Genomic DNA, 22,502 nt, shown 5'->3' with positions numbered 1-22,502 from the left:
AAAGTCAATGAACACAGCGAGGCAAAAATTAAATAGCTTTGTAGAAAAAAAGACCTAATCCCCTTCATGTTCTCCACCCAGTCCTTACACTTTATCTATCCTTATATCACCTATGGTTAATGATATGTTTATTTTCACCTTTTTAATGGCAGAATCATATTCCGGAGACTCATAGAATATGTTATTTCCATTGATTTGTGATGAGGAAAGTGAAAACATCTTTATATCCCCAATGTTTACCCTGGCATCTACCTTTATCGCCAGATCATCCGGAACAATGATTGCTATATCGCCAATCCATCCGCTAATGGCTATAGGGGTCTCCCCTTCTGGAATGTATGCCTTGCTTAAATCAATGTAATAGTCACCAATTGCCTTATACATCCTCATCGGTTCAAGCGCCCAGTTGGTTTTTTTAAATTCAATCGAACCAATGCTGATCCCTTTTACCATTTCTTTTTTCATATTTTTTTTAAATTGGTCTTTGATTTCACGGGGTGGATCTATGTCCTTCCTAATCATAACCCTAATTCCTTTTCTTTTAAAAAGAAGCCGAAGGCCTATAAATATTAGAAACACCGGCCATAATCCCCATATCATGCTTGCTGTAAAAGTCAAAAACCCAAAATGATCTCCATACAGCAGACCAGAGTATATCAAAAGTAAAAATCCAGCAAACATCCTGATACCAAAGGGATTCTGCAGCCCCGAGTAAAGAAGCCAAACCCCGACCAGCAAAATGACCGCCGGATAAAATGCGACAAAAATCTCTTTTATTTCCCAAGAAATGATACCTATATTCATAAGGAGCAGGAGCACTCCCGCTGTGAGAAGCACTAAGGCTGCAGCTACTTGGCCAAAAGATTGCTTTTTCAAGGGCGTCCCCCATTCCTTTTATAATCTTTTATTCTCTGACATTTCGATAATCCCTTTATTTTTAAAAACCACGATCATCAAAATAGGTCCTATTCTCTTTATACTTGGTGCATGAGGGTTCTGCCTCAGTCCAGAGGTTGAATTTTAAAAAATCACACCTTTTATCATATTGTGATAGAATGCTGACTGATCTGCAGTTTTCCTTTCAGGGAATGATGATATTTCATTAGTGCGCGCACCAAATTCCTGCTTCCCCATACCATGTAGTAGTTAGGCATCTGCCTAAACAGAACTTGAGGGGGGCCGGTTTATGGGAGTTGAATTGACCGCGCTGCATTGGATATACATTGTATTTATCCTTTTTATTATTGGATTTATGGTTATGCGGCGAGACACGTCCCTGGTGTGTATTGCGGGGATTTTCACGATAGTTATTACGGCAACAGGCAGTTTATCAGGATCGATCAGCGGCATATTCAATAGCTTTATTTATGCAATTACGGAGCTGCTTCCGACTATTTTGGTCATTTCCATTATAGTGGCCCTTAGCAGGCTGCTGACGAAAACGGGAATAAATGATGCAATGATTTCTCCGTTTGCCAAATTGATCCGCACACCCGCTCTTGCTTACTGGATCATTGGGATATTAATGATGGCTATATCCTGGTTTTTCTGGCCATCGCCTGCGGTCGCTTTATTGGGAGCTGTGTTGCTGCCGGTAGCAGTGAGGGTTGGTTTACCGTCGCTGGGAGTAGCGATGGCGATGAATCTTTTTGGGCACGGGATCGCTCTTTCCGGGGACTTTGTTATTCAGGCGGCTCCAAAGTTAACAGCCGACGCTGCGGCACTTCCCGTTAATGAGGTCATCGTAGCCAGCATCCCTCTCGTCATCACAATGGGAATTGTAACCACTGTTGCAGCTTTTCTATTTCTTAGGAGGGATATAAGGCTGGGGCGCCTTCAAAGTTCGCATGTGGCAGAACCAGGATCCGAGGATCTGAAGGAGGAACCAGATTTACTGACGAAGGGCCAAAGAAAGATTTTTGCTTTATTAATTCCGGCTGCATTTGCATTGGTTGTTGCATCCATGTACTTTCTCAAGCTGCAAGGCGGTGATGCGACAGCATTGATTGGGGGTACTTCGGTATTCATTCTGCTGATTCTTTGTCTTGCTGCCCATGGAAATACTGGATTGGAGAAGGTCACCGGTTACTTCATTGAAGGTTTCCAGTTCGGATTTAAGGTGTTTGGCCCGGTAATACCTATTGCAGCCTTCTTCTATTTAGGCGATGCAGCATTTATAAAAATAATTGGCGAGTACCTTCCAAAGGACTCCCAGGGAATCGTAAACGACCTCGGTGTCGCCCTGGCGCATACTGTTCCACTTACAAAAGAAGTCGCAGCCGTTACACTTACTTCGATTGGGGCAATAACCGGCCTTGACGGGTCTGGTTTTTCCGGAATTTCATTGGCTGGTTCCGTCGCTCATTTATTTTCGGGATCAATCGGCAGCGGTACTGCTACATTAACTGCTCTAGGGCAAATCTCAGCCATCTGGGTAGGAGGAGGCACACTGGTTCCATGGGCCTTGATTCCTGCAGCGGCCATTTGCAATGTAGATCCGTTTGAACTCGCACGCAGAAATCTCCTTCCCGTTGCAATTGGCCTTACGGTTACAACCATAGTCGCCATGTTCCTGATATAATTCCTCCTTTATTTGCTCCATCCAAATAGATAAGCCGCACATATGGATGGCGGCTTATTTTGAATTTCTTCGATTCACTTTTAAAAGCGGATGTTGTGTCATCCAGTAAATATACAAGCAAATAATAATACATACAGAACCGATTGCATATCCTCCGACCACATCGGACGGGTAATGTGCCTGAACCACTATTCTGCTGATCCCAATCAGCAACACTAAAAAGATTGCCAGACTCCATATACTTCGTTTTACAGTGATGGATTTTACATATTTAGAAATAAAGAACGCAAGCAGTACATAAAAAATAATGCCTACCATGGCGTGGCCGCTTGGAAAGCTGAATCCCTCTGCATCAACGGCCGGATTAATATTTGGACGCTCTCTGGCTACAAATTCCTTGAGAAGATTGTTAAGCTGGTCTCCCCCAGCTATTCCAAGAACGATGATAGCTATGCCTGCGTAATCTTTCCGACGAATCCATATCCATAGCAGCAATAAAAGGCTGCCTATTCCAATAACCTTTGCTGAGCCCAATTCAGTTATTATGGCAAAAAATTCTTCGAAAAAAGTGCCGTGAGCCTTGTAAAAGAAGCGTTGCAAAGTTGTGTCAAGCCACATTGCTTCTTCTGTCTGCACTCCATTTAGCAGCATCATGAATACTGTAACTCCGGAGATCAGTATGAGAGCACTTCCAGATTTAATTAGTATTTTCTTCTTTTCCATTTGTTTCCTCCATATTCATGATCAAATCAAATGTACCAGAACAATCACTGCCCAATCAATCTATTTTTCTAGTAACCAGGTTATGTTATAATAGTAAAAAAATTCTTTCAATTAATCGAAAGGGGCTCTATCCTTGTTAAAAAAATTACATGGTCTGCTCGAAGAATCGTATGAAGAAATGATTTCGATAAGAAGGTACCTGCACCAATATCCAGAGCTTTCATTTCAGGAGACGAAGACAGCCGCCTTTATTGCAGATTTTTATCAGAAGCTTGGCATAGAATTTCGCAGCAGCGTGGGAGGAAATGGCGTTGTTGCCAGAGTTGCAGGAAAGAAGCCAGGCAAGACCGTAGCTCTCAGGGCTGATTTCGATGCGCTGCCAATACAGGACGAAAAGGACGTCCCCTATAAATCCAAAATGGACGGTGTAATGCACGCCTGTGGCCATGACGGACACACAGCCACCCTGCTTCTTTTAGCAAAGGCCCTTAACACTCTTAAGGATGAACTTGAAGGTGAATATGTCTTTATACATCAACATGCAGAGGAGTATGCACCTGGTGGAGCTAAGCCGATGATAGAGGATGGCTGCCTGGATGGAGTAGACGCCATTTTCGGAACCCATTTATGGGCTACAGCCCCTACAGGTACAATCCAATATCGCGTGGGTCCGATCATGGCTGCAGCAGACCGATTTGAAATTGTGATTCAGGGGAAGGGCGGCCATGGAGCACAGCCTCATAAGACAAGGGATGCAATCGTCGCTGCAGCTCAGCTCGTCATCGCCCTTCAGCAAATTGTAGCAAGAAGAGTTGACCCCATTGAATCGGCCGTTGTTACAGTAGGGTCCTTTGTTGCAGACAATGCATTCAATGTTATTGCAGACAAAGCAAAAATTATTGGTACTGTCCGGACATTCAATGAAGATGTCCGCGACTTGATTGAAAAAGAAATAGAGAGAGTTGCCGGCGGCATAACACAAGCTTCCGATTGTACGTATGAATATGTATATCACCGTGGATATCCGGCAGTCGTGACACATGAAGCAGAGACCAGGCATGTCATCCAAATGGCACAAACAGTCGATGAGGTGAATAGAATCGAAGAAATCGCCCCGGAAATGGGAGGAGAAGATTTCGCATATTACTTGCAAAAGGTAAAAGGAACCTTCTTTTTCACGGGAGCATTGGCAGATGGAGTAGAAGTTGTTTATCCGCATCATCATCCAAAATTTGATTTCGATGAAAAAGCCATGCTGATTGCAGCGAAAACACTTGGAGCTGCCGCTATCGGCTATCAATCAACCGCAGCTGAACCAGAAGCAGCAACATCAGTGAAGTAACTTTGCTGCGAAAAACAATAAAAAATCCTTTGTGAAATGCACCCCAATGGTTAGACAACATCTAACCATTGGGGTGCATTGTTTGATAAATTATTTTACACATATTTCCTTTTTCGGCTTATGACCCTCACATAGACAGTGCACGAAGGAATATTCGGAAGCCAGCTAGTATTGATCTTCCGTTAATAATCTCATGCGGCAGCAGTTAATTGCCGTTTCCCCCAGCTGCTGAACCAGATTATAGTTTGCATACGCCCCCACAACCGCCCCGATGCCTGGTACTAGCTGCAGCATTTTAACAAGATCGATATAATCGCGATATACTTGTTGGAATACCCGCCAGTCCATATCGGCCAATTTTCCCTTATACTCCTCCCAATTCTCCAGAATCATTAGCGTGTCCTCTCGCTTTTCATCGCTGGAAAAAGCCAACTGAAAAATATGGAGGATAAACAATCGTTCATCGTAACTTTTGACATCAAAGCCGTAAAGACTTACGGCTTCAAACAAAAACTTCATCTTTATCGATAACAAAAGTGGAAAGTCAGCAAGACCAAGAAAGACCCCTCCCGCTCCCGTGCCGGCACCCTCGATTGCAGCCGTTTTTCTGTACGAAGCTATTTTTTCCCTTACCAGCTTCTCCTTCTCCTCCAGCGACAGCATGGAAACATCCTTTTCTTTTGTCGTAAATTCAGAGCCAGCCAGAACAGCTTTTACCAAATTTCTCATGCTGTCCGTAATCACTGCATGGATTTTTCCGGGAATATATCCATTTACCTTGCCCTGAATTTTTTTTGACGTCCTGCTAAAAACACCAGAACGCTTCGTCATTTTCATTTTCCAGGTATCCAGCTCATTGCGGGCAAATTGCTCATAAGAATTCATACAGCAGCCCCCTTAATTTCTGAGAAATCATTTACGGATAACAGAATCGTTGAGTTTAATAAACTTGGCTTTCACTTCAAATTCAGTCAGAAGGCTCCAAAAGCGGAATGGCTATGCCCCTCGAAAGCCTCTCCGTCACTACGATCATTTTATCTATGGAAACGCTGCCTCATAACATAGGAAAGCTGTTGATTGCAGTAAAAAGCGCAAAAACTCCGGCGAAAAGCAGCAGGACAGGTGGCTCATCGGAAAGTGAAGAGCCTGTAAGGGCAAATAAACAGACCCCGGTTAACAGCAAAATAAAAAAAGACTGCAGGCAATCACCAAATTTCCATCACGTTTGTCTACAGTCTGAGGGCCGTTCTTCGCCAGCCCTCTCTACTAAAATTTTTCTATTTTGTTCTTTGCGTATGTCTGGAATAGATAGATAAATATGATGCCGGCGGCCACGGAAGCAGCTCCCTGAATTACTCCTCCCGCTAGAACCGCTACAATGAAAAATACTGCAATCTCTGCCAGCAGGAACAGACAAATAAGCTGGATGACCGCCTTTTTTCTGAGCTCAGCCGACAAGGGATAGAGTGAAACCCAGATTTTCATCTCATGCGTTTTCCAAACCGGGATAAGCTGAAGCCCTGTCATATATAAAAATAACAGTGTAATGATGATCTTTGCCCAGATATTATCAAAAGCCGCCAATGCGAAGGAACCAATAATCGTAAGCCTTATTAGTAATCCGACAAAATCATTTGCGCGCAGAAGTGTCCTTGCGTATAGGAATTGATAGGATGATTTTTGAGAATACGGAATGAACAGCAATAAAGGATCCAGCCACTTCCTCCTGGCTACCTTATCCTTCAATTTCGGTACATCCGTAAACAGATTTGCAATGCGGTAAAAGGCCATTAAACGCTTGCCTTCCAAGTCAATAAGACGCTCCCATTTAAGTCCTCTCCTTGCAACCGTACGCTTATAAAAAAACAGCAGGACAAACAAAAGCAATAATATTAAAACAGGAAAGACCCATATTGTTCTTAACAGCAAAAAGTAAAGTCCCAAGGCATTGATAAGGAACCTGATAAAACTGTCTATCCTGACGGATGATATTTCCTGGTATCGTAAAACATTCCAATGGATATGAAGGTTTACGTATTTCATTCCTAACATCACGATTAATATTAAAATGAAATTAACAAAATTGGCTCCAGATACCCGGGCATACATTGGCATGAAGGCTGCAAACACCATTAAGATTAAATAGCCCTGAATGACCAGGCTGACCGCGATTGACTTGGAGAAATAATTCCCCAGCTTTGTCTCCAGCGGAAGCAGAAACACCATATCGGCATCTTTTAAAAATGTATAAATTGGGCTGCTCGTGATCAGCAGCCCCAAGACGGCTGCCAAGATAATCTCTGCTGGAAAGCTGCTATCCAACGTTTTTACCCATTCACTATAGTAATATGCCATCGCTCCAAGGGCAAAAATCATGACAAACAAGAAATGGCCATTAAAGATATATTTCAGGTACTTTTGGATTTCCTTGCTAAAAATCCGAAATCGGCTAACCCACAATTCATGGCTACTCATGAGAAACTTCTTCCTTTGTAAGCTGGATATACAAATCATCCAATGTTGCGCCGGGCATTGAAAATTGGTTCTGAAGCTGCTCCAGATTCCCTTTTGCCCGGATTTCACCATTATGTAAAATTACGAATGAATCGCAATAACGTTCTGCGGTTGCAAGGATGTGGGTTGACATCAATATGCCCGCGCCGTCTTCCTTCATTTTCTTCATAAGGTCCAGAAGCGATTGAATTCCAAGCGGATCCAAACCTACGAATGGTTCATCCACAATGTACAGGGACGGCTGAACTAAAAACGCACACATAATCATGACTTTCTGCTTCATTCCTTTAGAAAAGTGGGCCGGAAACCAGGATAGCCGCTTTTCCATCCGAAACTCTTTAAGCAGCTTTCCCATTCTTTCCTGCAATGTCTTTTCATCCAGCCCATATGCCATAGCAGTCAGCTTTAAATGCTCTTCCAATGTTAACTCGTCATATAAAATAGGCGTTTCAGGAACGTATGTGAACTGTTTCCGATATTGCTCGGGAGATTCTGAAAAAAGCTTGCCGTTGATGTATGTTCCTCCGCTTTTTGGTTCCATCAAACCAATGATGTGCTTGATTGTTGTGCTTTTCCCTGCACCATTCAAGCCAATCAGCCCTACCAATTCTTTGGGCTTTATTTCAAAACTGATGCCTTTTAAGACCGGAGTTTTAGTATATCCTCCTACAAGGTCTTTTACTTCCAACAAGGACATGTTAACAATCCTTTCTATATCTGATTGATTCCTCTTTTTATTTTAACAAAAAATCGAAACGACACATAGTGAACGCTGTTGTTAACTGCCAACAATAACCATCATAATTACTTCCTTCCCCGTGCATCTTAAATAGTGAAGAAGGAGTTCTTCAATACAGCTTGATTAACAAAAATCAAATTGTAAAATGGGGTGTCAGTTAAAGATAATTAACTGAATGGCCAAATAAGCTTCCTTACACGTTTTCGAGCAAGGGGATGATCGTCTTGCACGACCTGCTGAAAACCGCATTCAAACTCTGTCGATATGCTTGAAAAGTTGATGAAACTTTAAAGATATAGGAGATGGTTGCTTTGAATGTTAGCTCTCGGGTAGAACAATAACCAGACTTTGCATAGCAAATGAGGTGTTGATCAAAGAGACTATTTCATGCAAAAACGCATTTCTTGGATAACAGGAAATGAAAAGAAGCCGGCCTCCTTCTTCCAGCGGGATGTGACCATTGGTCCACATCCCGTTTTGTTTCCATGTTTCCCCTTTTATCATTCGTATGATACGATAAAGAATAACCAAATTATTCTTTATTAGGGAGGTTGACCAATGAGCGATTGTATATTTTGTAAAATTGTAGAAGGCAGCATACCAGCTTCCAAGGTTTTTGAAAATGACCATGTACTGGCTTTCCTCGATATAAGCCAGGTGACTAAAGGACATACATTGGTAATTCCTAAAATACATAAAGAAAACATTTATGAGCTCACCCCGGAAATCGCCAAAAATTTGTTTGAAGCTGTTCCAGAAATATCCCGAGCCATTAAGCAGGAATTCAAACCGGTCGGCCTAAACATACTGAACAATAATGGTGAAGCAGCTGGACAATCTGTGTTCCATTACCATATGCATCTGATTCCGCGCCACGGCGAGGGAGATGGATTCGGGGCTGTATGGAAAACTCATACAAGCGAATATACACCGGATGATCTGCAGCAAATAGCATCATCCATTTCCAAGCATATTAACCAATGATTATTGAGCCGGAACTGAGATAGTTCCGGTTTTTGTGTTTCATATAGTGCGGCTCCAGCGGTCAGTTGTTTGTAAACCATAGAGAAATTATTGCAAGAAATTTTTTTGCAAAATATACAAAACTTTGACTCTTTTCTTGATTTCTTTGATACTATAATTATATCAAAAGAGCCTTTAATACTTTAATGTACAGGAGGAACATATTATGAAACGAGCATTAAATTTTAATGCCGGGCCAGCTGCCCTGCCAGAGCCTGTTTTGCGGAAGGCACAGGAGGACTGGCTGAATATAAGCAACACTGGGATGTCGGTTATGGAATTAAGCCACCGGAGCAAGCCTTATGAGGAAATTCATAATGGGGCGATTTCCTTGCTCAAACAGCTTTTGAATGTTTCTGATGATTATGAAGTATTATTTTTACAAGGCGGAGCCAGCCTTCAATTCTCAATGGTTCCGATGAACTTGCTAACAACAGGCAAACGTGGTTATTATGCCCTGACAGGTACATGGTCAGAAAAGGCATTAAAGGAAGCAGAAAAAATCGGAGATTCCGGAATTGCTGCCTCATCCAGGGAATCTAATTATTCTTTTATCCCCTCTGTCGAAGATATCACCTACGAGAATGATGCCGCTTATGTCCACCTTACGAGCAACAATACCATATACGGCACTCAGTGGAGCGATTTCCCCAAGCTCAAGGATGTACCGGTAATCGCCGATATGTCGAGTGATATACTAAGCAAGGAAATCAATGTAAACGATTTTGGACTAATTTATGCGGGTGCACAAAAAAACTTGGGGCCTTCTGGGGTTACAGTCGTCATTATCCGGAAGGATCTTATACAAGAAAACAAACAGCTCCCAACCATGCTTTCCTATTACACACATGCAAAAAATAACTCTTTATATAACACTCCACCTACCCTGGCGATTTATTTGCTTTCCCTTGTTCTGGAATGGGCGAAAGACCAGGGCGGGATCAAAAGCATAGAAGAGACCAATTTCAATAAAGCAAAACTCATTTATGACGCCATTGACATGAGCAACGGATTTTACAAAGGACACGCTTTGAAAGAAAGCCGGTCCAAAATGAATGTTACCTTTACACTACCTGATGAACAAGCCACACAAGCATTTCTCAAACGGGCGAAGGAAGAAGGATTTGTAGGCCTGGCTGGACATCGTTCAGTTGGAGGTTGCAGGGCATCCATTTACAACGCTGTGCCTCTTTCTCATTGTGAACAGTTGGCCAGCTTTATGAAAGACTTCCTGGCTTCTTATTAATTGTTATATTGCCAGAATAATGGAAAAATAGTGGTAGAATATATAAACAAATGCCTTCAAAATATCCTTATAGCATGGTATAATGATTGAAACTCTTCGCAGTAAGCAATGAGTGCATTGCTGGAGGAGCAGACTAGTAGAGAAGAGAATAGGAGAGATTAGATATGAATAACACAAAGACTCTTGTGTCACTTTCGCTTTTAGTGGGAATAGGAGCTGCATTGCATCTGATCATGCCAGGATTTTTTGCTTCCGGCATGAAGCCTGATATGATGCTGACTATGATGTTCCTGGGAATTTTACTGTTCCCTCAAAAGAAGAATGTTTTATTGCTCGGGCTTGCAACTGGCATTCTTTCAGGTCTTACTTCCACTTTTCCTGGAGGCCTGGTTCCAAACATAATTGATAAGTTCATTACAGCGTTTTTATTCTACCTGTTGGTTATGTTGTTAAAGAAATATGCAGATTCCATTGTCGCTGTAGGGATCCTTACAGCTGCGGGAACAATTGTTTCTGGAACAATTTTCTTGACCGCTGCCCTATATATTGCCACATTGCCAGCACCATTCATGGTTCTGTTTACTGCAGCTGTTCTGCCGGCAGTCTTGTTAAACACAGTTGCAATGATCATTATCTATCCAATCGTAAAGAATATAGCCCGAAGAACAAATATTACAGCAAATGCTTGATCGCACAAGGACACCGGATTTTCATCATCCGGTGTTTTTTTCTTTCTACGTAAATATCCTCAAAATGAAGCCGAGAAAAAATAGGAACACAGCTGCTGCACCCAGCATTCTGGCATTTTTCTTTATAATGATTTTAGGCGGGTAGATTCCCGGACTGTTAAGCTTGCTGATAAAATAAAACATTCCTGCGATGCAGATGCAGCTTAGTATAAAAAAGGCATACATTACGGTTACCACAGTGCTCCCTCCCAGCAGGAATAGGTATATAATATGATGTATATGCTCCTTGTCATTCCGTATGACTGTCTCTATCCTCATTGAATACAGAAAAACTTTTGTGGTATATTGATATATAAATACATACTTCCATATTCAAGAAAAATATGGTATTTTAGTAAAAATACTCCTTGTGTTCGGTAAAATAGCGCCGGCAGTTTCCCTAAGTTTAATAAAGGGAACTATAATAATAATAAATAAGAAACATGAGGTGATAGCAAATGAAAGCAAAATCATTGTTCTTTGGATTTTTGGCAGGTTCCGTCATTGCTGGAGCAGCAGCGCTTCTGAGCGCACCCGCTGCCGGAAAGGAAACAAGATACAGATTGAGAGAGAATAAAGATGAAATAACCGAGCTGGCCAAAGAATTAAAGGAACAGATCATGGCTATCAAAACAGAATCGGTTTACGCCTCCAAGATTGGAAAGGAAGCTATTCAGGCTTTTATCTCCGACGTAAAAGTAATGATTGAGAATTGGAAACAGGAAACCCAGCCGAATATAACACAATTGACAAATAGAATTCAGGAAATTGAATCGAGTGTCAGTGAACTTGAAGCGGTCGCAGCCAGCTCCCCCCTCTTAAATAAGAAAACGGAGGAAAAACAGGAGTAACTGGCTAGTAATTCTCTAGGAAAAAAGCTGGTTTCATATGAAATCAGCTTTCTAAAGTATCTGCTCTGTCTTTCAAAATAGCACATCCGCATAATTTCTCAATCGTGCGGAGCTCTTTTTAAGTAAACTGTAAGCGGATACTTTTTTAATATTAGCCAAACATTGATTGATTTCACTTTTGCGGCGCAATATCAACATTAATTTTTTTTATATTAAAAGAATTATTCTTAGCAAATAATCAATTTCAATAAATTCCAGTTCACGATTCCTGCCATTATATAAATTACCTATTGGGACAATTTTTAAATCTGCTTAACATAAGGGGTTAATCACTAATTTTATCGAAATTTCGGTAGTAATGCGAAAAGTTTCTAAAAATTTCGCAAATTTTTTCTTTATTAATTTTTATTTTATTGTCATAATAAAAAGAGAGAAATCTTAAAAGTAGGTGAGCGGTTTCATGCAGGAAAAAAATTATTCTATGAAAGAAGCGATGCTTTTCAGCCAGAGAGTTGCTCAATTAAGTAAAGCCCTATGGAAATCAGTGGAGAAAGATTGGCAGCAATGGATAAAACCGTATGACCTCAACATCAATGAACATCATATTCTATGGATTGCATACCATTTAAACGGAGCCTCCATTTCTGACGTAGCCAAGTTTGGAGTCATGCATGTATCTACTGCGTTTAATTTTTCCAAAAAGCTCGAGGAAAGGAATCTTTTAAAGTTTTCCAAAAAGGAAAATGATAAAAGAAACACGTACATCCAGATCACCCCACAGGGAGAAGAAATCCTTCTCAATTTAATGGAAACCTACGAACCTGATAAATTTTCTGTGTTCTCAGGCGCTATCCCTATCCGCCAACTCTATGGAAAATTTCCTGAAATGATAGAAATGATGGCCGTAATCAGGAATATTTACGGTGAAGATTTTATGGAAATTTTTGAACGTTCCTTCTCAAATATTGATAGTCAATTTGTTGTGGAAGAAGGAAAAATAACAAAAAAAAAGATAGAGAAACAAGTTGAAACCGTTTAAGAGATTTGATTTTTAAGTGGTTAGTGGACATTTTTATAAGAAGTCATATTATAAAAATAGCAACCTATCAATAAAGCGGACGATAATTAAACCCTTCCGCTTTTCTATTTTATCCATTTGTGTAATTCCTCACAAATCAGCGTCCTTTGCCAACTTTGTCCTTGATTCCTCTATTCTATTTGGCGGTAAGTCTGCACCGCGAGTCGATCTTTGATTACGGACCACCCTCTTCGCAGGCATTTCATCTGAAAGCAAAATTTTTTTCACAGTCGTTCTGGCATAAATGATCATGCACAGCCTGCACTTAGGGAACTCTGAATCTCTGGTGTTTGAGGCTATCTTTTTTGGGTGGAATTTGATATCGTTAAGAATATTGATAGTTGTCGTAAGGAGGGATTCAGGCTTGTTGTCTTTGTGGTTTATCATCTTCGCGGTCATTATTTTATACAACATTAATAATCTGACAAACTCTTTATGTCTTCAAAAAGAGATTCCTGAAGACCGTCAGCCAAAAATATTTCGCACCATAAACATATTGATCACCATTCTGTTGTTATCTTCATATATCGAGGTATCCTTTACATAAGATTGGAATGGTATGAGGCTTGCATATGCAAAGCACAAAAGTGAAGCGCCGATGGCACTTCACTTTCTTTTTTACTATTCAGCTCGGCCAGTCTTAATAAACCCAAGATGCGCCGATAATAATTAAAAGAATAAAAAGCACTACCACAAGAGCAAACCCTCCGCCGTATCCGTATCCATCAGACATGTTTTTTCCTCCTTCCCAGTTTTATCATGTTATTAAGTGAGTATTTTTTTGGCATTGCCGTACTGCTTTAATTATCATATTCTCGTTAACATGGACGTGAGCAGGTTTCCCCTCATGTCATCCATACTTTTATTTACCAGCAATATGCTGCCCCCACGATAATCAGTAAGATGAACAGCACTACCAGCAGAGCAAAACCGGTATTGTACCCGACACCCATTTTAATACCTCCTTTGTTATCTCGATACATCATATGTATGCGCCCTGATTTTGGGTAGGCCATTTTCCTATTTTTCTAAAAAAACTGTTTGGACGTTTAAAGAATTAATTTTTGTAAAATACCCATTTTATGTTATAGTAAGATTTGTGGATTTAGTAATGTATGAATAGCTTTCCTTTCCTGCTCTTCGATTAGGATAGCGAAAATAATAACAGGAGTTGTTAGAATGAAGAAATTGGCATTATCCTTAGCAGTAACAGCCAGCCTGCTCGGCCTTACTGCATGTAATAATGGTGACGGTTCTGAAAAAGTCGCCGATACTAAAGCTGGGGATATCACTCAGGAACAATTGTATAACGCTTTAAAGGACAGATATGGCAATCAGGTGCTTCAGGAGCTTGTGTACGAAAAAGTACTCTCTGATAAATATAAAGTATCTGATAAAGAGGTTAATAAAAAGCTGGACGAGCTTAAAGCACAAATGGGGGAAAACTTCGAATCAGCACTTGCGTCTGCAGGCTACAAGAGCGAAGCAGACTTAAAGCGCTCAATGAAGGTCGGCATGCTTCAAGAAAAGGCAGCCATTAAAGATATTAAAGTAACTGATAAAGAAATTGAGGATCACTATAAAACCCTGAAACCTGAGGTCCATGCAAGGCACATTCTTGTCAAAGATGAAAAGACTGCAAAAGAAGTAAAGGCCCAGCTGGATAAAGGAGAAAAATTTGAGGACCTTGCCAAAAAATATTCAACTGACCCTGGTTCAAAGGATAAGGGTGGGGATTTAGGCTGGTTTGGCGCTGGAACAATGGTTCAGCCTTTCGAGGAAGCAACATATAAATTAAAGAAAAATGAAATCAGTGCCCCAGTGCAATCCGAACATGGCTGGCATATCATTCAGCTTCTTGATAAGAAGGAACTAAAGCCACTGAAGGATATGAAAAAAGATATCGAGCATGACTTAAAAGTAGCAAAGCTTGATGAGGCTACTGTTCAAAAAGCAATGGACAAGGAAATTAAAGATGCAGATGTAGATATAAAAGACAAAGATCTTAAAGATGCTTTAAAGCCGGCTGCTGCTGCACAGCAATAAAGGTAACCTTAAGATCATGTAAAAATCCTGGCTTTCGGCCAGGATTTTTTTTACTGCAATCGGTGCTCAAGCACTATGATGTATTTCTGACTTCCTCTTTTCCTGCTCCTCCCTCATCCTATCCAGATACTTCTGACCTTCCTGTTCTAAATACTCATCTTCCTGCCTTCTTTCCATTTTCGCTGTCCTTACAGTCATTATTGCGCTGACTATTATCCCTGCAATAACAAACCATATCCATAGCGGCATTTTATCTCTCCCTCCAGCGGGATTGGATTCCCATTTACTTACTAGAATATATGCCTGCCATAAATAAAATATGCTTCCCCTCCATACAGAGAAGAAGCATATCCTTATAATTAAAATTTTGGCTTATAGAATGAACGATTGTCCAGGGCAAATACCCGTTCCGTAAATTCACCCGGCTTTACCTTTTCAAGGGCACGGTCCATCATATTAATTTTGGCATCAATATTATCAATATAATGAAGAACTTCCGCTTCTCTTACCATTGGTGCTTTAGGGCTGCCCCATTCTGCCTTGCCATGGTGTGACAGGACAAGATGCTGCAGAACCATAATTTCTTCTCCTTCAATGCCAAGTTCATCAGCAGCTTTTCCGATTTCATTGACCATGATTGTAATATGCCCGAGCAGATTGCCTTCTACCGTGTATACTGTAGAGACTGGGCCAGACAATTCCATTACCTTTCCCAGATCATGAAGAATAACACCGGCATATAACAGGTCCTTATTTAGTTTCGGATAAAGGCCCGAAATGGATTTGGCAAGGTCAAGCATGGAAACCACGTGGTACGCCAGGCCTGACATAAATTCATGATGATTTTTCGTCGCAGCAGGAAACGTAAGAAACTCCTCCTGATATTTCTTCATCAAGTGGCGTGTGATACGCTGGATATTTGGATTCCTCATTTCAAAGATATATTGTGTGATTGTATCCAGCATGACATCCTGGCTTAAAGGAGCTGTTTGTATCAAATCTGAAATACTGATGGAATCCATTTCAGTCGTAAGGCGAATATTGCGGATCTTTAATTGGCTTCTGCCTCGATAGTTTTGAATTTCACCCTGAATTTTAACTGCTCTCTCTCCGACGTAGCTTCGCTCATCATCCTCTGATACATCCCAAAGCTTAGCCTCTATTTCCCCTGTTTTGTCTGAGAGAATTAAGGTTAAAAACGGCTTGCCATTGCTGGCAACCGCTTTTGTACTACTCTTAATATACATATATGTATCTATTGAATCACCAATTCCATAGTGAATAATCCCAGTTTGCATAAAGGCTACCTCCATTTACGCTTAAATAAAAACAATTATATCATAACTCATCAAAGCCCGCTTTTTAAAAATCTCAAAACATAATTCTTCTATTTTAGGAAAATAGTTTCCTGCACAATAACATATAAAACTTCACTAAACACTTAATTAACATTCGGAACGCTGGTTACATGCATAAATTGAAATGGTTGAAAGAAATCGTAAAGAGGGTATATATACGATGCTGTATTATACGGCAGTTATCCAGGAAGGGCAAACTGACGAAAACCTCAACCGATTTAAGGTTGATTTGACATTTGCTATTTCAAGCAAGCCCGGTACAATGCATCTAGCGTCCCGGCTTCGCCGTTTGTATAGTTCCTGACAGCTGTGTCATCGATCCCTTTTTTATACATGCCTCACAGGAGGTACCTTTTCTTTTAATTTGATGGAGCAGGTGGTATACAATATTCTTTATAATACTTCAAAATATACAGGAAAGAGTGAGCACTGATGTGCTCCGCAAATATGGAGTAAGTATTTTGGATTCGAGGTGTTTATTTCAGGATGAATTTAAAAAAGCAGTTAACCAAAGCTTTTGTTTTGTCATGGCTTTCCCTTCTTGGTTTTGGTGTAATGGCTCTATTAGTCGAAAGAAATCAAATTATTCACTTTGACAGCAGGATCATATCTTATATACAAGGTTTTGAAGAACCATTTCTGACAACGATTATGAAATCCTTGTCATATATTGGAGGAACCATTCCAGTAATCGTTCTGTCCCTTCTGACGATAATTTTCCTTTACACTGTTTTAAAACATCGTTCAGAGCTTATTTTATTTATTGCTGTGATCATTGGTTCAAACCTGCTGTTCGTTTCATTAAAATTACTTTTTCATAGGGCACGCCCGGATTTGCACCGATTAGCCGAAGCAACCAATTATAGTTTTCCAAGCGGGCATGCTACCATGGCTTTTGCATTGTATAGCTCTTTGACCTTTTTATTTTGGCGGCATATTGCCAAAAGGACCGGCCGCGTTATGTTAATCATTTTTGCTGCTTTTATGATTCTGGCCATCGGAATCAGCAGGATTTACCTGGGCGTACATTATCCAAGTGATATAATTGCTGGTTATTTTATCAGCTGCTTTTGGCTGACCTTGTCGATATGGATTTTTCAACGTTATCAAGAGAGGAAAAACAAATGAATCCTCGGGCCGTTCTATACAGTAATAGTATATTTCTTCCAGATATCTTATGATCCTTTTACATTAATGAAGATGAATGTGGCACACTGGATTAGGCTTAACTGTTTCTGTAAACAGAAAAAGACCGGAACAGTTTCCCAGTCGTAATTCCTTATTTATAAGCAATTCCTTAAAACCGACTTTTTCATATCATAGCAGCCTTAATATGAGAAAGAACGCAGACTCCGGTCAGGCCAAATAAATATTCCCTTGATCAGACGACCAGTATCGGTCTGTAAGGTTCAAGGGAAGCCCGCCTTACCTTATCAAATATTTTTTTATCAATAAAAGGAATTAATTGTTCTGCGATATCCCAGGCATTCTCTTCTATCCTGTACAAAATTTCTGTATTCAAGGTAGAATCATAAACATCGCTTAACAGCTCCAATTCACTGTCCATCGCATGGCCCAATTCGTGAGCGAAGACGATCCATGTGTATTCCTCCAGATGTTCAAGGGAATGGAACATTCTGTCGCATTGGATTTCAATATCTCTTTGATAAAGTGTAATGGAATGTGAGGATGGAGAATATTTGCCGCCCACACAACGGTTTCCAGGAAATTCTTTTTCAATATGAAGGTTTAAAGTCGGATCATGATGGGTAATGAAAGAATATAAATCCATGCAAACACTCTCTTTTTTAAAGTTTATAATTATACTACGATTATTTTTTTAAAAATATTACCTAATAATATGCAATCCATACAGTTTTGTATATAGGGAAAATATTCCATGGAATATAAATAATGAAAAAACAGCATTCAAGTCACCCTTGAATGCTGTTTGTGGTTTTAGATAATACAAAAACGCCAGATTGATTTAAATGAGGAAGCAGATGGGCATGGCAAGTGAAGAATATAACCTGCCTTGTTTCGGAAATCTGCTTTAACAGGGAAATCATATTAGCAGTACGCCTGCTGTCAAAGTTAACGAAGCTGTCATCAATGATAATCGGAAACGGATCATCCTCATATGTATGCACCGCCAGTGCGAATCTTAACGATACATATACCTGTTCGGCTGTTCCCCTGCTGACTTCAGAAGCTTCGAAAGTAAACCCGTCTTTTCTTTGGATATATACTCCGTCACCTTCGGACTCCATCAATATTTTCTTGTATTCTCCGTCTGTGAGAAACTCTAAATATCGTTCAGCATGCATCATGATAAGCGGAAGCCTCTCATGCTTATATTTATCTACCGTTTTTTCTAAAAGCCTTTTGGCGATAGAATATTTAGCCCATGACTTGGCCTCCTCGTTTATTTCAGCCTTCTTTTCATGATATAGATGCAACAGCAGGTCGTACGTCCCACCCTGTTCCAGCTGCTCAAGTTCATGCTTAACGGCGGACAGTGCTTCAAGGTTTGAATCATGTGATGCAAAAAGCCGCTTTCTTTCTTTTTGTAATTCTTCCAGGGTAAAGCTGTTTGCTTTTTGAAGAAGCTTTGTATCGGCTGCCGCCCAGTCTTCTTGGTCTTTAAGCTGAAGCATGATCAACTCTTGCCGTTTTTCGGCCTGCTCCCTTTCGTCAGCCAGTGCGGCAAGATTCCGAAATTCCTCTTCCATTGATACAGAAGCCAGGTCTGATACAGAAGCCAGGTCGAACAACCCGGATATTTCAGCTTCGATGTGCTTGAGTTCCCTTTCTTTATCGGTAAGCTCTTCCTTAAGCGCAGACCTTTCCTGACTAAATTGTCTTTGCTTGGTAAGCTGCCGTTCATTTTCCTGAAGTGATTTTTTTATTAAATGGACGCCTTCCTGCCAGTTTTTCACATACGCATCCAACTTCTCGGCTACTTCAAAAATCCGGGCGGTTTGCTCTTCCATTTCATTTTCAATGCGGGAAGCTTCATATTTTAACTCTTCTGCTTCCCTGATGGTGGTTTTTAATTTCTCCAGCAATTCAAATGCTGTTTCGGCAGGTATTTTGACCGCGTCTGAATTCAGCCCCCAGCTTTTCAGGAAACTGGCCAGCTGCTGAGTTACCGTTTTCCATTCCTTTTCCCAGTTCTCAAATTCCTGTATTACTGTTTCAAAAGCAGTTTGGCGCTCCTCTTTCTTATACCTTTCCGCCAAGATCAGCCTTTGATTTTCGTCGTCCGCAGCGAGCAGCTGCAGGCTGGATTCTGTTTCTGTTCTTCCAATAGTTTGTTTGAGATTTTGGGCAATCCTCGCTTTTTCTGCTTCCGCTGCCGCCAGCTCTCTTCTAATGTCTTCCTCTAAACTTTCCCTCTTGAAAAACGACGGCATAATTCCTGTGATACACGCCATAACAAACCCGGACAACGCCAGAAGCTTATCTCCCTGAAACCAGGAATACATCGCCAGCAATCCAAATAGTACGGCTCCACAAATTGAAAAAACCAGAACCCTGTTATTTCTTGCTTTCTCCTTGGAGGCTGTCGATTTCAGTTTCTTCCTCAAACCCTGTATTTGGTCCTCGAGCATGGCAGAGCGAACTGCATTTTCCGTTTCAGATTCATGTATACGTGACATTTGCTCCAGCTGGCTGCGTTTCACTGGCGGCAAAAGCCTCGCCTCTATTTCTGCCATTCGCGCTTCAGCTAATTCCAGATTACTCTTAACGCGCTTATATTTAGCATCAAGCTGTATCCGGTCATTTTTAAGCCTATGTTTTTCCCGCTCCAGTTCTTTTACTGTCTCTTTAGTAAAAGCGCTTGTATCTAGCTGAATAATTTCCTCACGCGTCTTCGAAGTCGACAGCTCCTGCATGTATTGTCCTATTTCGCGCTCCGTTATTTGGAGTTGATGCGTTACCTTCATCCAATCTTTATCCAGTTTCCCTAAAACAGAGCCTTCATCCGCAATCGCCTCGATTTTCTCCCGGTTTTCCACAAGGTATTTGCTATATGAAAGGCGTTGGAGCTTCTCTTCATTTTCAGCAATTTTTGTCTGCAAAGAGGTTATTCTTGCCTCGATTGGAATCTTTAATTGCAGGAATTGCTCCAGTCTCTGCAGGCCGTCCTGCGGAAAAGAAAAATCTCCCAGGCTCTCCAGCTTTCTTTGCAGGAGATTCTTTTCTTCCAGAAGAGGCTTTAAGCGGATTAGCTGTTCCATCTTGATCAATTCTTCGGAATTTTTCTCGATGGACATTCTAATTACATTTAGTTCTCGTTCATTTTCTTGCCTTTGCTTGATCATGGTATTGTAGGAACCCTGAAGATCGTCCGCCTTTTTCAGTTTTGCCTGTATCTCCTTTATCTCCTTTAGCATGACGTTTATTTGCGGCTTTTGGCCGGATGGCTTAAATCTGGCTTCCATTTCCTTTTGCAGCTTTGCTTCGGCTGCCAATAGACCATCGCTTCCCATTAATCCCGTTGAAAGAAGAAACCTGCCGATAGAATCCTCATTTAAGGTATGAAGATTCTGGAGGCCGTCTAAGTCAAATGAAAAGACAGACTGGTAATAGTTTTTATCCATCCCTCGCAATATCTTCCGCAATTCGCTTTCGTCCGCTATCCTGCCATTATCATAAGAAACCGTAACATCACCTGCAGCCTTGCCCTTTACACGCTCGATTGACACTGTTCCATGAGTTTCCGACTGAAGGATAATCCTGCCTCCATATTTGGAATTCATTTTCGGCTCGAAACGCCGCTCATTTTGTACCTTTGTCGGAAAGCCAAATAGAATACTGTGAATGAATGACATGATGGTCGTTTTACCAGTTTCATTTTCTCCGAAGAAAACCTGAAGCTTATCCATATCTGTAATGGACAGGTTCTCAAGCTTCCCGTATCCATATATATGGAGTTCCATTAATTTCATGGACACCCCTCCTTTTATAACAATTGCCTCAAAAGACGCTTTGAGTCCCTGAGCAATTCTTGTTTATCAGTATCATCTAGAGCATCAAGATATTTTCTTGCTCCAGCATGCTTATACAATCCTTCTAATGCCGGATCAAAATCACTGAAGCCTTCCGCCAGTTCGAGAAGCTCTTCAACAAACGGACTGTCGGGATCATAGGGAAGGTATCTGGCGTCAACAGATATGCTGTATGGCCAAACGATACTCTCTCCATCCATAGCTTCTTCCTGAAGAATCTCTAAAAGTCCCTGTGTGAATTCATCGTTAAAAGCCTGAACATTCGAATGGTCTGAAATATCCAGGCGGATGCTGCAAAGAAATCCTTTACCTGCTGTCATCCTATCTTCGATTTCTTTTCTGCAATGCCTTAACACGTCATCGAACTGCCCGGCGTCCTGAACCTTTATTACTGCTTCTTCCCAAATGACATGCCCTGTTCGTTTAAAAACATACTCTGCCGTACTGCCGTCAAGCGTAACCAAATAACAGCCTTTCTCTCCTGTCTCCTTCTTATTCCTTCCTTGTGTATTCCCGGGGTAGATGACAGGAGGATCCTGCGAAATCACATTCCGTTTATGTATATGCCCCAATGCCCAATAATCAAAATCCTTTTCCAACAGCTCTTTCAAGGCAAATGGAGCGTACGGGCTATGCTCTGTAAAACCTTCCAGATTGCCGTGCAGCATGCCTATATGATAGTCCGCCCCTTCACTCTTCTTATACAGACTGATAATCCTTTCTGTAACATGTCTTTTTGGGTAGCTGTAGCCGTATATGTTTACAGTGGTTCCATCAGCTTTCAAAAATTGTTTGACCTCTGGCCTTGAATCAAAAATATGTACATTTTCCGGCATCTGGATGTTTATCCACGAACCGCCCAAATGGTCGTGATTGCCATGGATCAGATAAACGGGGATTTGAACTTCGTTTAACCGTTCCATTTCCTTTCTAATTCGTACCTGTGTCCGGAGGCTTCTATTTTCTCCATCAAACAAATCTCCAGCTATCAACAAAAAATCCACCTTAGTTGAAATCGCAGTATCAATCAAGCTTGTAAATGCCTTATAGGCGCTTTCCCTGACTGTCTCTGCCATATAGGCAGGCATCTTTTTCAAGCCCGAAAAGGGACTGTCTAAATGGATGTCTGCAGCATGTAAAAAAACCAGCTTTCCCAATTTCTACACCTCTATTTAATTGAAGCTATTTTAAGCCCTTGATTTTACTAATTGTATCACAACAGAACATACTTTCCCATAAAGCCGAAAAAAAGTCAAAA

23 protein-coding genes are annotated in these 22,502 nt (G+C 40.9%); 10 read left to right on the top strand and 13 right to left on the bottom strand.

Annotated features, from left to right (window positions below; all coding sequences use genetic code 11):
* Nucleotides 1-84: 84 nt before the first annotated feature.
* The gene (gene liaF / locus V1500_RS05415; protein ID WP_409304562.1) at nt 85-876 is read right to left on the bottom strand and encodes a cell wall-active antibiotics response protein LiaF; all 792 of its coding nucleotides are present in this window, start codon (nt 874-876) and stop codon (nt 85-87) included.
* 310 nt (nt 877-1,186) lie between these two features.
* Here liaF and V1500_RS05410 point away from each other — a divergent pair, with 310 nt between their 5' ends.
* Nucleotides 1,187-2,581 carry a hypothetical protein gene (locus tag V1500_RS05410; RefSeq protein WP_409304561.1) on the top strand — a complete coding sequence of 465 codons (1,395 nt, stop codon included), beginning with the start codon at nt 1,187-1,189 and terminating at the stop codon, nt 2,579-2,581.
* 54 nt (nt 2,582-2,635) lie between these two features.
* Here the strand turns inward: V1500_RS05410 and V1500_RS05405 are convergent, their stop codons facing one another.
* Complete coding sequence (locus tag V1500_RS05405; protein ID WP_409304560.1) at nt 2,636-3,304, bottom strand: phosphatase PAP2 family protein; 669 nt, start codon at nt 3,302-3,304, stop codon at nt 2,636-2,638.
* A 133-nt stretch (nt 3,305-3,437) separates the two neighbouring features.
* Between V1500_RS05405 and V1500_RS05400 the strand changes: the two genes are divergently transcribed.
* Nucleotides 3,438-4,646 carry an amidohydrolase gene (locus V1500_RS05400; RefSeq protein WP_409304559.1) on the top strand — a complete coding sequence of 403 codons (1,209 nt, stop codon included), beginning with the start codon at nt 3,438-3,440 and terminating at the stop codon, nt 4,644-4,646.
* Nucleotides 4,647-4,811: 165 nt separating this feature from the next.
* Here the strand turns inward: V1500_RS05400 and V1500_RS05395 are convergent, their stop codons facing one another.
* The 3 genes from V1500_RS05395 to V1500_RS05385 all read right to left on the bottom strand — a co-directional run bounded on the left by V1500_RS05395 (nt 4,812) and on the right by V1500_RS05385 (nt 7,857).
* Complete coding sequence (locus V1500_RS05395; protein ID WP_409304558.1) at nt 4,812-5,531, bottom strand: EcsC family protein; 720 nt, start codon at nt 5,529-5,531, stop codon at nt 4,812-4,814.
* A 381-nt stretch (nt 5,532-5,912) separates the two neighbouring features.
* Nucleotides 5,913-7,121, bottom strand: a complete 1,209-nt coding sequence (locus V1500_RS05390) for an ABC transporter permease (RefSeq protein WP_409304557.1) — start codon at nt 7,119-7,121, stop codon at nt 5,913-5,915.
* Complete coding sequence (locus V1500_RS05385) at nt 7,114-7,857, bottom strand: ABC transporter ATP-binding protein (RefSeq protein ID WP_409304556.1); 744 nt, start codon at nt 7,855-7,857, stop codon at nt 7,114-7,116. Before V1500_RS05385 ends, V1500_RS05390 begins: the two co-directional genes overlap by 8 nt.
* A gap of 600 nt (nt 7,858-8,457) precedes the next feature.
* Between V1500_RS05385 and V1500_RS05380 the strand changes: the two genes are divergently transcribed.
* From V1500_RS05380 to V1500_RS05370, 3 genes are all read left to right on the top strand, one after another.
* Nucleotides 8,458-8,883, top strand: coding sequence for an HIT family protein (locus V1500_RS05380; protein ID WP_409304555.1), 426 nt, complete (start codon nt 8,458-8,460; stop codon nt 8,881-8,883).
* Nucleotides 8,884-9,088: 205 nt separating this feature from the next.
* Complete coding sequence (serC, locus tag V1500_RS05375) at nt 9,089-10,168, top strand: 3-phosphoserine/phosphohydroxythreonine transaminase (RefSeq protein ID WP_409304554.1); 1,080 nt, start codon at nt 9,089-9,091, stop codon at nt 10,166-10,168.
* 164 nt (nt 10,169-10,332) lie between these two features.
* Nucleotides 10,333-10,857, top strand: coding sequence for a tryptophan transporter (locus V1500_RS05370; RefSeq protein WP_409304553.1), 525 nt, complete (start codon nt 10,333-10,335; stop codon nt 10,855-10,857).
* Nucleotides 10,858-10,902: 45 nt separating this feature from the next.
* On the opposite strand, the gene V1500_RS05365 is transcribed toward V1500_RS05370, so the two are convergent.
* A complete protein-coding gene (locus V1500_RS05365; RefSeq protein WP_409304552.1) occupies nt 10,903-11,094 on the bottom strand; it encodes a hypothetical protein in 192 nt (63 codons plus the stop codon).
* 260 nt (nt 11,095-11,354) lie between these two features.
* Between V1500_RS05365 and V1500_RS05360 the strand changes: the two genes are divergently transcribed.
* The 3 genes from V1500_RS05360 (at nt 11,355) to V1500_RS05350 (ending at nt 13,372) form a co-directional block, all read left to right on the top strand.
* Complete coding sequence (locus V1500_RS05360) at nt 11,355-11,747, top strand: YtxH domain-containing protein (RefSeq protein ID WP_409304551.1); 393 nt, start codon at nt 11,355-11,357, stop codon at nt 11,745-11,747.
* A gap of 460 nt (nt 11,748-12,207) precedes the next feature.
* A complete protein-coding gene (locus V1500_RS05355) occupies nt 12,208-12,786 on the top strand; it encodes an HTH-type transcriptional regulator Hpr (protein ID WP_409304550.1) in 579 nt (192 codons plus the stop codon).
* 406 nt (nt 12,787-13,192) lie between these two features.
* Nucleotides 13,193-13,372 carry a hypothetical protein gene (locus V1500_RS05350; RefSeq protein WP_409305923.1) on the top strand — a complete coding sequence of 60 codons (180 nt, stop codon included), beginning with the start codon at nt 13,193-13,195 and terminating at the stop codon, nt 13,370-13,372.
* A 93-nt stretch (nt 13,373-13,465) separates the two neighbouring features.
* On the opposite strand, the gene V1500_RS05345 is transcribed toward V1500_RS05350, so the two are convergent.
* Together V1500_RS05345 and V1500_RS05340 are read right to left on the bottom strand one after the other, a co-directional pair.
* On the bottom strand, nt 13,466-13,558 hold the full coding sequence (locus V1500_RS05345) for a YjcZ family sporulation protein (RefSeq protein WP_409304549.1): 93 nt from the start codon (nt 13,556-13,558) through the stop codon (nt 13,466-13,468).
* 133 nt (nt 13,559-13,691) lie between these two features.
* Nucleotides 13,692-13,778 carry a YjcZ family sporulation protein gene (locus V1500_RS05340; RefSeq protein WP_409305922.1) on the bottom strand — a complete coding sequence of 29 codons (87 nt, stop codon included), beginning with the start codon at nt 13,776-13,778 and terminating at the stop codon, nt 13,692-13,694.
* A 226-nt stretch (nt 13,779-14,004) separates the two neighbouring features.
* Here V1500_RS05340 and V1500_RS05335 point away from each other — a divergent pair, with 226 nt between their 5' ends.
* Nucleotides 14,005-14,871 carry a peptidylprolyl isomerase gene (locus V1500_RS05335; RefSeq protein WP_409304548.1) on the top strand — a complete coding sequence of 289 codons (867 nt, stop codon included), beginning with the start codon at nt 14,005-14,007 and terminating at the stop codon, nt 14,869-14,871.
* Nucleotides 14,872-14,937: 66 nt separating this feature from the next.
* On the opposite strand, the gene V1500_RS05330 is transcribed toward V1500_RS05335, so the two are convergent.
* Nucleotides 14,938-15,120 (bottom strand): sporulation YhaL family protein, encoded by a 183-nt coding sequence (locus V1500_RS05330; RefSeq protein WP_409304547.1) that lies wholly within the window; start codon nt 15,118-15,120, stop codon nt 14,938-14,940.
* Between the two features lie 110 nt (nt 15,121-15,230).
* Nucleotides 15,231-16,169 carry a 3'-5' exoribonuclease YhaM gene (gene yhaM, locus V1500_RS05325; RefSeq protein ID WP_409304546.1) on the bottom strand — a complete coding sequence of 313 codons (939 nt, stop codon included), beginning with the start codon at nt 16,167-16,169 and terminating at the stop codon, nt 15,231-15,233.
* Between the two features lie 546 nt (nt 16,170-16,715).
* On the opposite strand from yhaM, the gene V1500_RS05320 reads away from it, so the two are divergent.
* Nucleotides 16,716-17,357, top strand: coding sequence for a phosphatase PAP2 family protein (locus V1500_RS05320; protein ID WP_409304545.1), 642 nt, complete (start codon nt 16,716-16,718; stop codon nt 17,355-17,357).
* A 253-nt stretch (nt 17,358-17,610) separates the two neighbouring features.
* Here V1500_RS05320 and V1500_RS05315 read toward each other — a convergent pair whose 3' ends face one another.
* The 3 genes from V1500_RS05315 to V1500_RS05305 all read right to left on the bottom strand — a co-directional run bounded on the left by V1500_RS05315 (nt 17,611) and on the right by V1500_RS05305 (nt 22,401).
* Complete coding sequence (locus V1500_RS05315; RefSeq protein ID WP_409304544.1) at nt 17,611-18,021, bottom strand: hypothetical protein; 411 nt, start codon at nt 18,019-18,021, stop codon at nt 17,611-17,613.
* A 142-nt stretch (nt 18,022-18,163) separates the two neighbouring features.
* The gene (locus V1500_RS05310; protein WP_409304543.1) at nt 18,164-21,184 is read right to left on the bottom strand and encodes an AAA family ATPase; all 3,021 of its coding nucleotides are present in this window, start codon (nt 21,182-21,184) and stop codon (nt 18,164-18,166) included.
* Nucleotides 21,185-21,198: 14 nt separating this feature from the next.
* Nucleotides 21,199-22,401, bottom strand: a complete 1,203-nt coding sequence (locus tag V1500_RS05305) for an exonuclease SbcCD subunit D (protein ID WP_409304542.1) — start codon at nt 22,399-22,401, stop codon at nt 21,199-21,201.
* Nucleotides 22,402-22,502 lie beyond the last annotated feature (101 nt).

The organism is Peribacillus sedimenti (genome assembly GCF_046237635.1).
GTDB lineage: Bacteria > Bacillota > Bacilli > Bacillales > DSM-1321 > Peribacillus > Peribacillus sedimenti.
This window is presented reverse-complemented; position numbering and strand designations above follow the sequence as displayed.

What these genes read in the sequence shown, in the direction of transcription:
- V1500_RS05410 (WP_409304561.1), top strand. Translation starts at nt 1,187, where the DNA reads ATGGGAGTTGAATTGACCGCGCTGCATTGGATATACATTGTATTTATC.
- V1500_RS05405 (WP_409304560.1), bottom strand. Translation starts at nt 3,304, where the DNA reads ATGGAAAAGAAGAAAATACTAATTAAATCTGGAAGTGCTCTCATACTG.
- V1500_RS05395 (WP_409304558.1), bottom strand. Translation starts at nt 5,531, where the DNA reads ATGAATTCTTATGAGCAATTTGCCCGCAATGAGCTGGATACCTGGAAA.
- V1500_RS05390 (WP_409304557.1), bottom strand. Translation starts at nt 7,121, where the DNA reads ATGAGTAGCCATGAATTGTGGGTTAGCCGATTTCGGATTTTTAGCAAG.
- V1500_RS05385 (WP_409304556.1), bottom strand. Translation starts at nt 7,857, where the DNA reads ATGTCCTTGTTGGAAGTAAAAGACCTTGTAGGAGGATATACTAAAACT.
- V1500_RS05380 (WP_409304555.1), top strand. Translation starts at nt 8,458, where the DNA reads ATGAGCGATTGTATATTTTGTAAAATTGTAGAAGGCAGCATACCAGCT.
- serC (WP_409304554.1), top strand. Translation starts at nt 9,089, where the DNA reads ATGAAACGAGCATTAAATTTTAATGCCGGGCCAGCTGCCCTGCCAGAG.
- V1500_RS05370 (WP_409304553.1), top strand. Translation starts at nt 10,333, where the DNA reads ATGAATAACACAAAGACTCTTGTGTCACTTTCGCTTTTAGTGGGAATA.
- V1500_RS05360 (WP_409304551.1), top strand. Translation starts at nt 11,355, where the DNA reads ATGAAAGCAAAATCATTGTTCTTTGGATTTTTGGCAGGTTCCGTCATT.
- V1500_RS05355 (WP_409304550.1), top strand. Translation starts at nt 12,208, where the DNA reads ATGCAGGAAAAAAATTATTCTATGAAAGAAGCGATGCTTTTCAGCCAG.
- V1500_RS05345 (WP_409304549.1), bottom strand. Translation starts at nt 13,558, where the DNA reads ATGTCTGATGGATACGGATACGGCGGAGGGTTTGCTCTTGTGGTAGTG.
- V1500_RS05340 (WP_409305922.1), bottom strand. Translation starts at nt 13,778, where the DNA reads ATGGGTGTCGGGTACAATACCGGTTTTGCTCTGCTGGTAGTGCTGTTC.
- V1500_RS05335 (WP_409304548.1), top strand. Translation starts at nt 14,005, where the DNA reads ATGAAGAAATTGGCATTATCCTTAGCAGTAACAGCCAGCCTGCTCGGC.
- V1500_RS05330 (WP_409304547.1), bottom strand. Translation starts at nt 15,120, where the DNA reads ATGCCGCTATGGATATGGTTTGTTATTGCAGGGATAATAGTCAGCGCA.
- yhaM (WP_409304546.1), bottom strand. Translation starts at nt 16,169, where the DNA reads ATGCAAACTGGGATTATTCACTATGGAATTGGTGATTCAATAGATACA.
- V1500_RS05320 (WP_409304545.1), top strand. Translation starts at nt 16,716, where the DNA reads ATGAATTTAAAAAAGCAGTTAACCAAAGCTTTTGTTTTGTCATGGCTT.
- V1500_RS05315 (WP_409304544.1), bottom strand. Translation starts at nt 18,021, where the DNA reads ATGGATTTATATTCTTTCATTACCCATCATGATCCGACTTTAAACCTT.
- V1500_RS05310 (WP_409304543.1), bottom strand. Translation starts at nt 21,184, where the DNA reads ATGAAATTAATGGAACTCCATATATATGGATACGGGAAGCTTGAGAAC.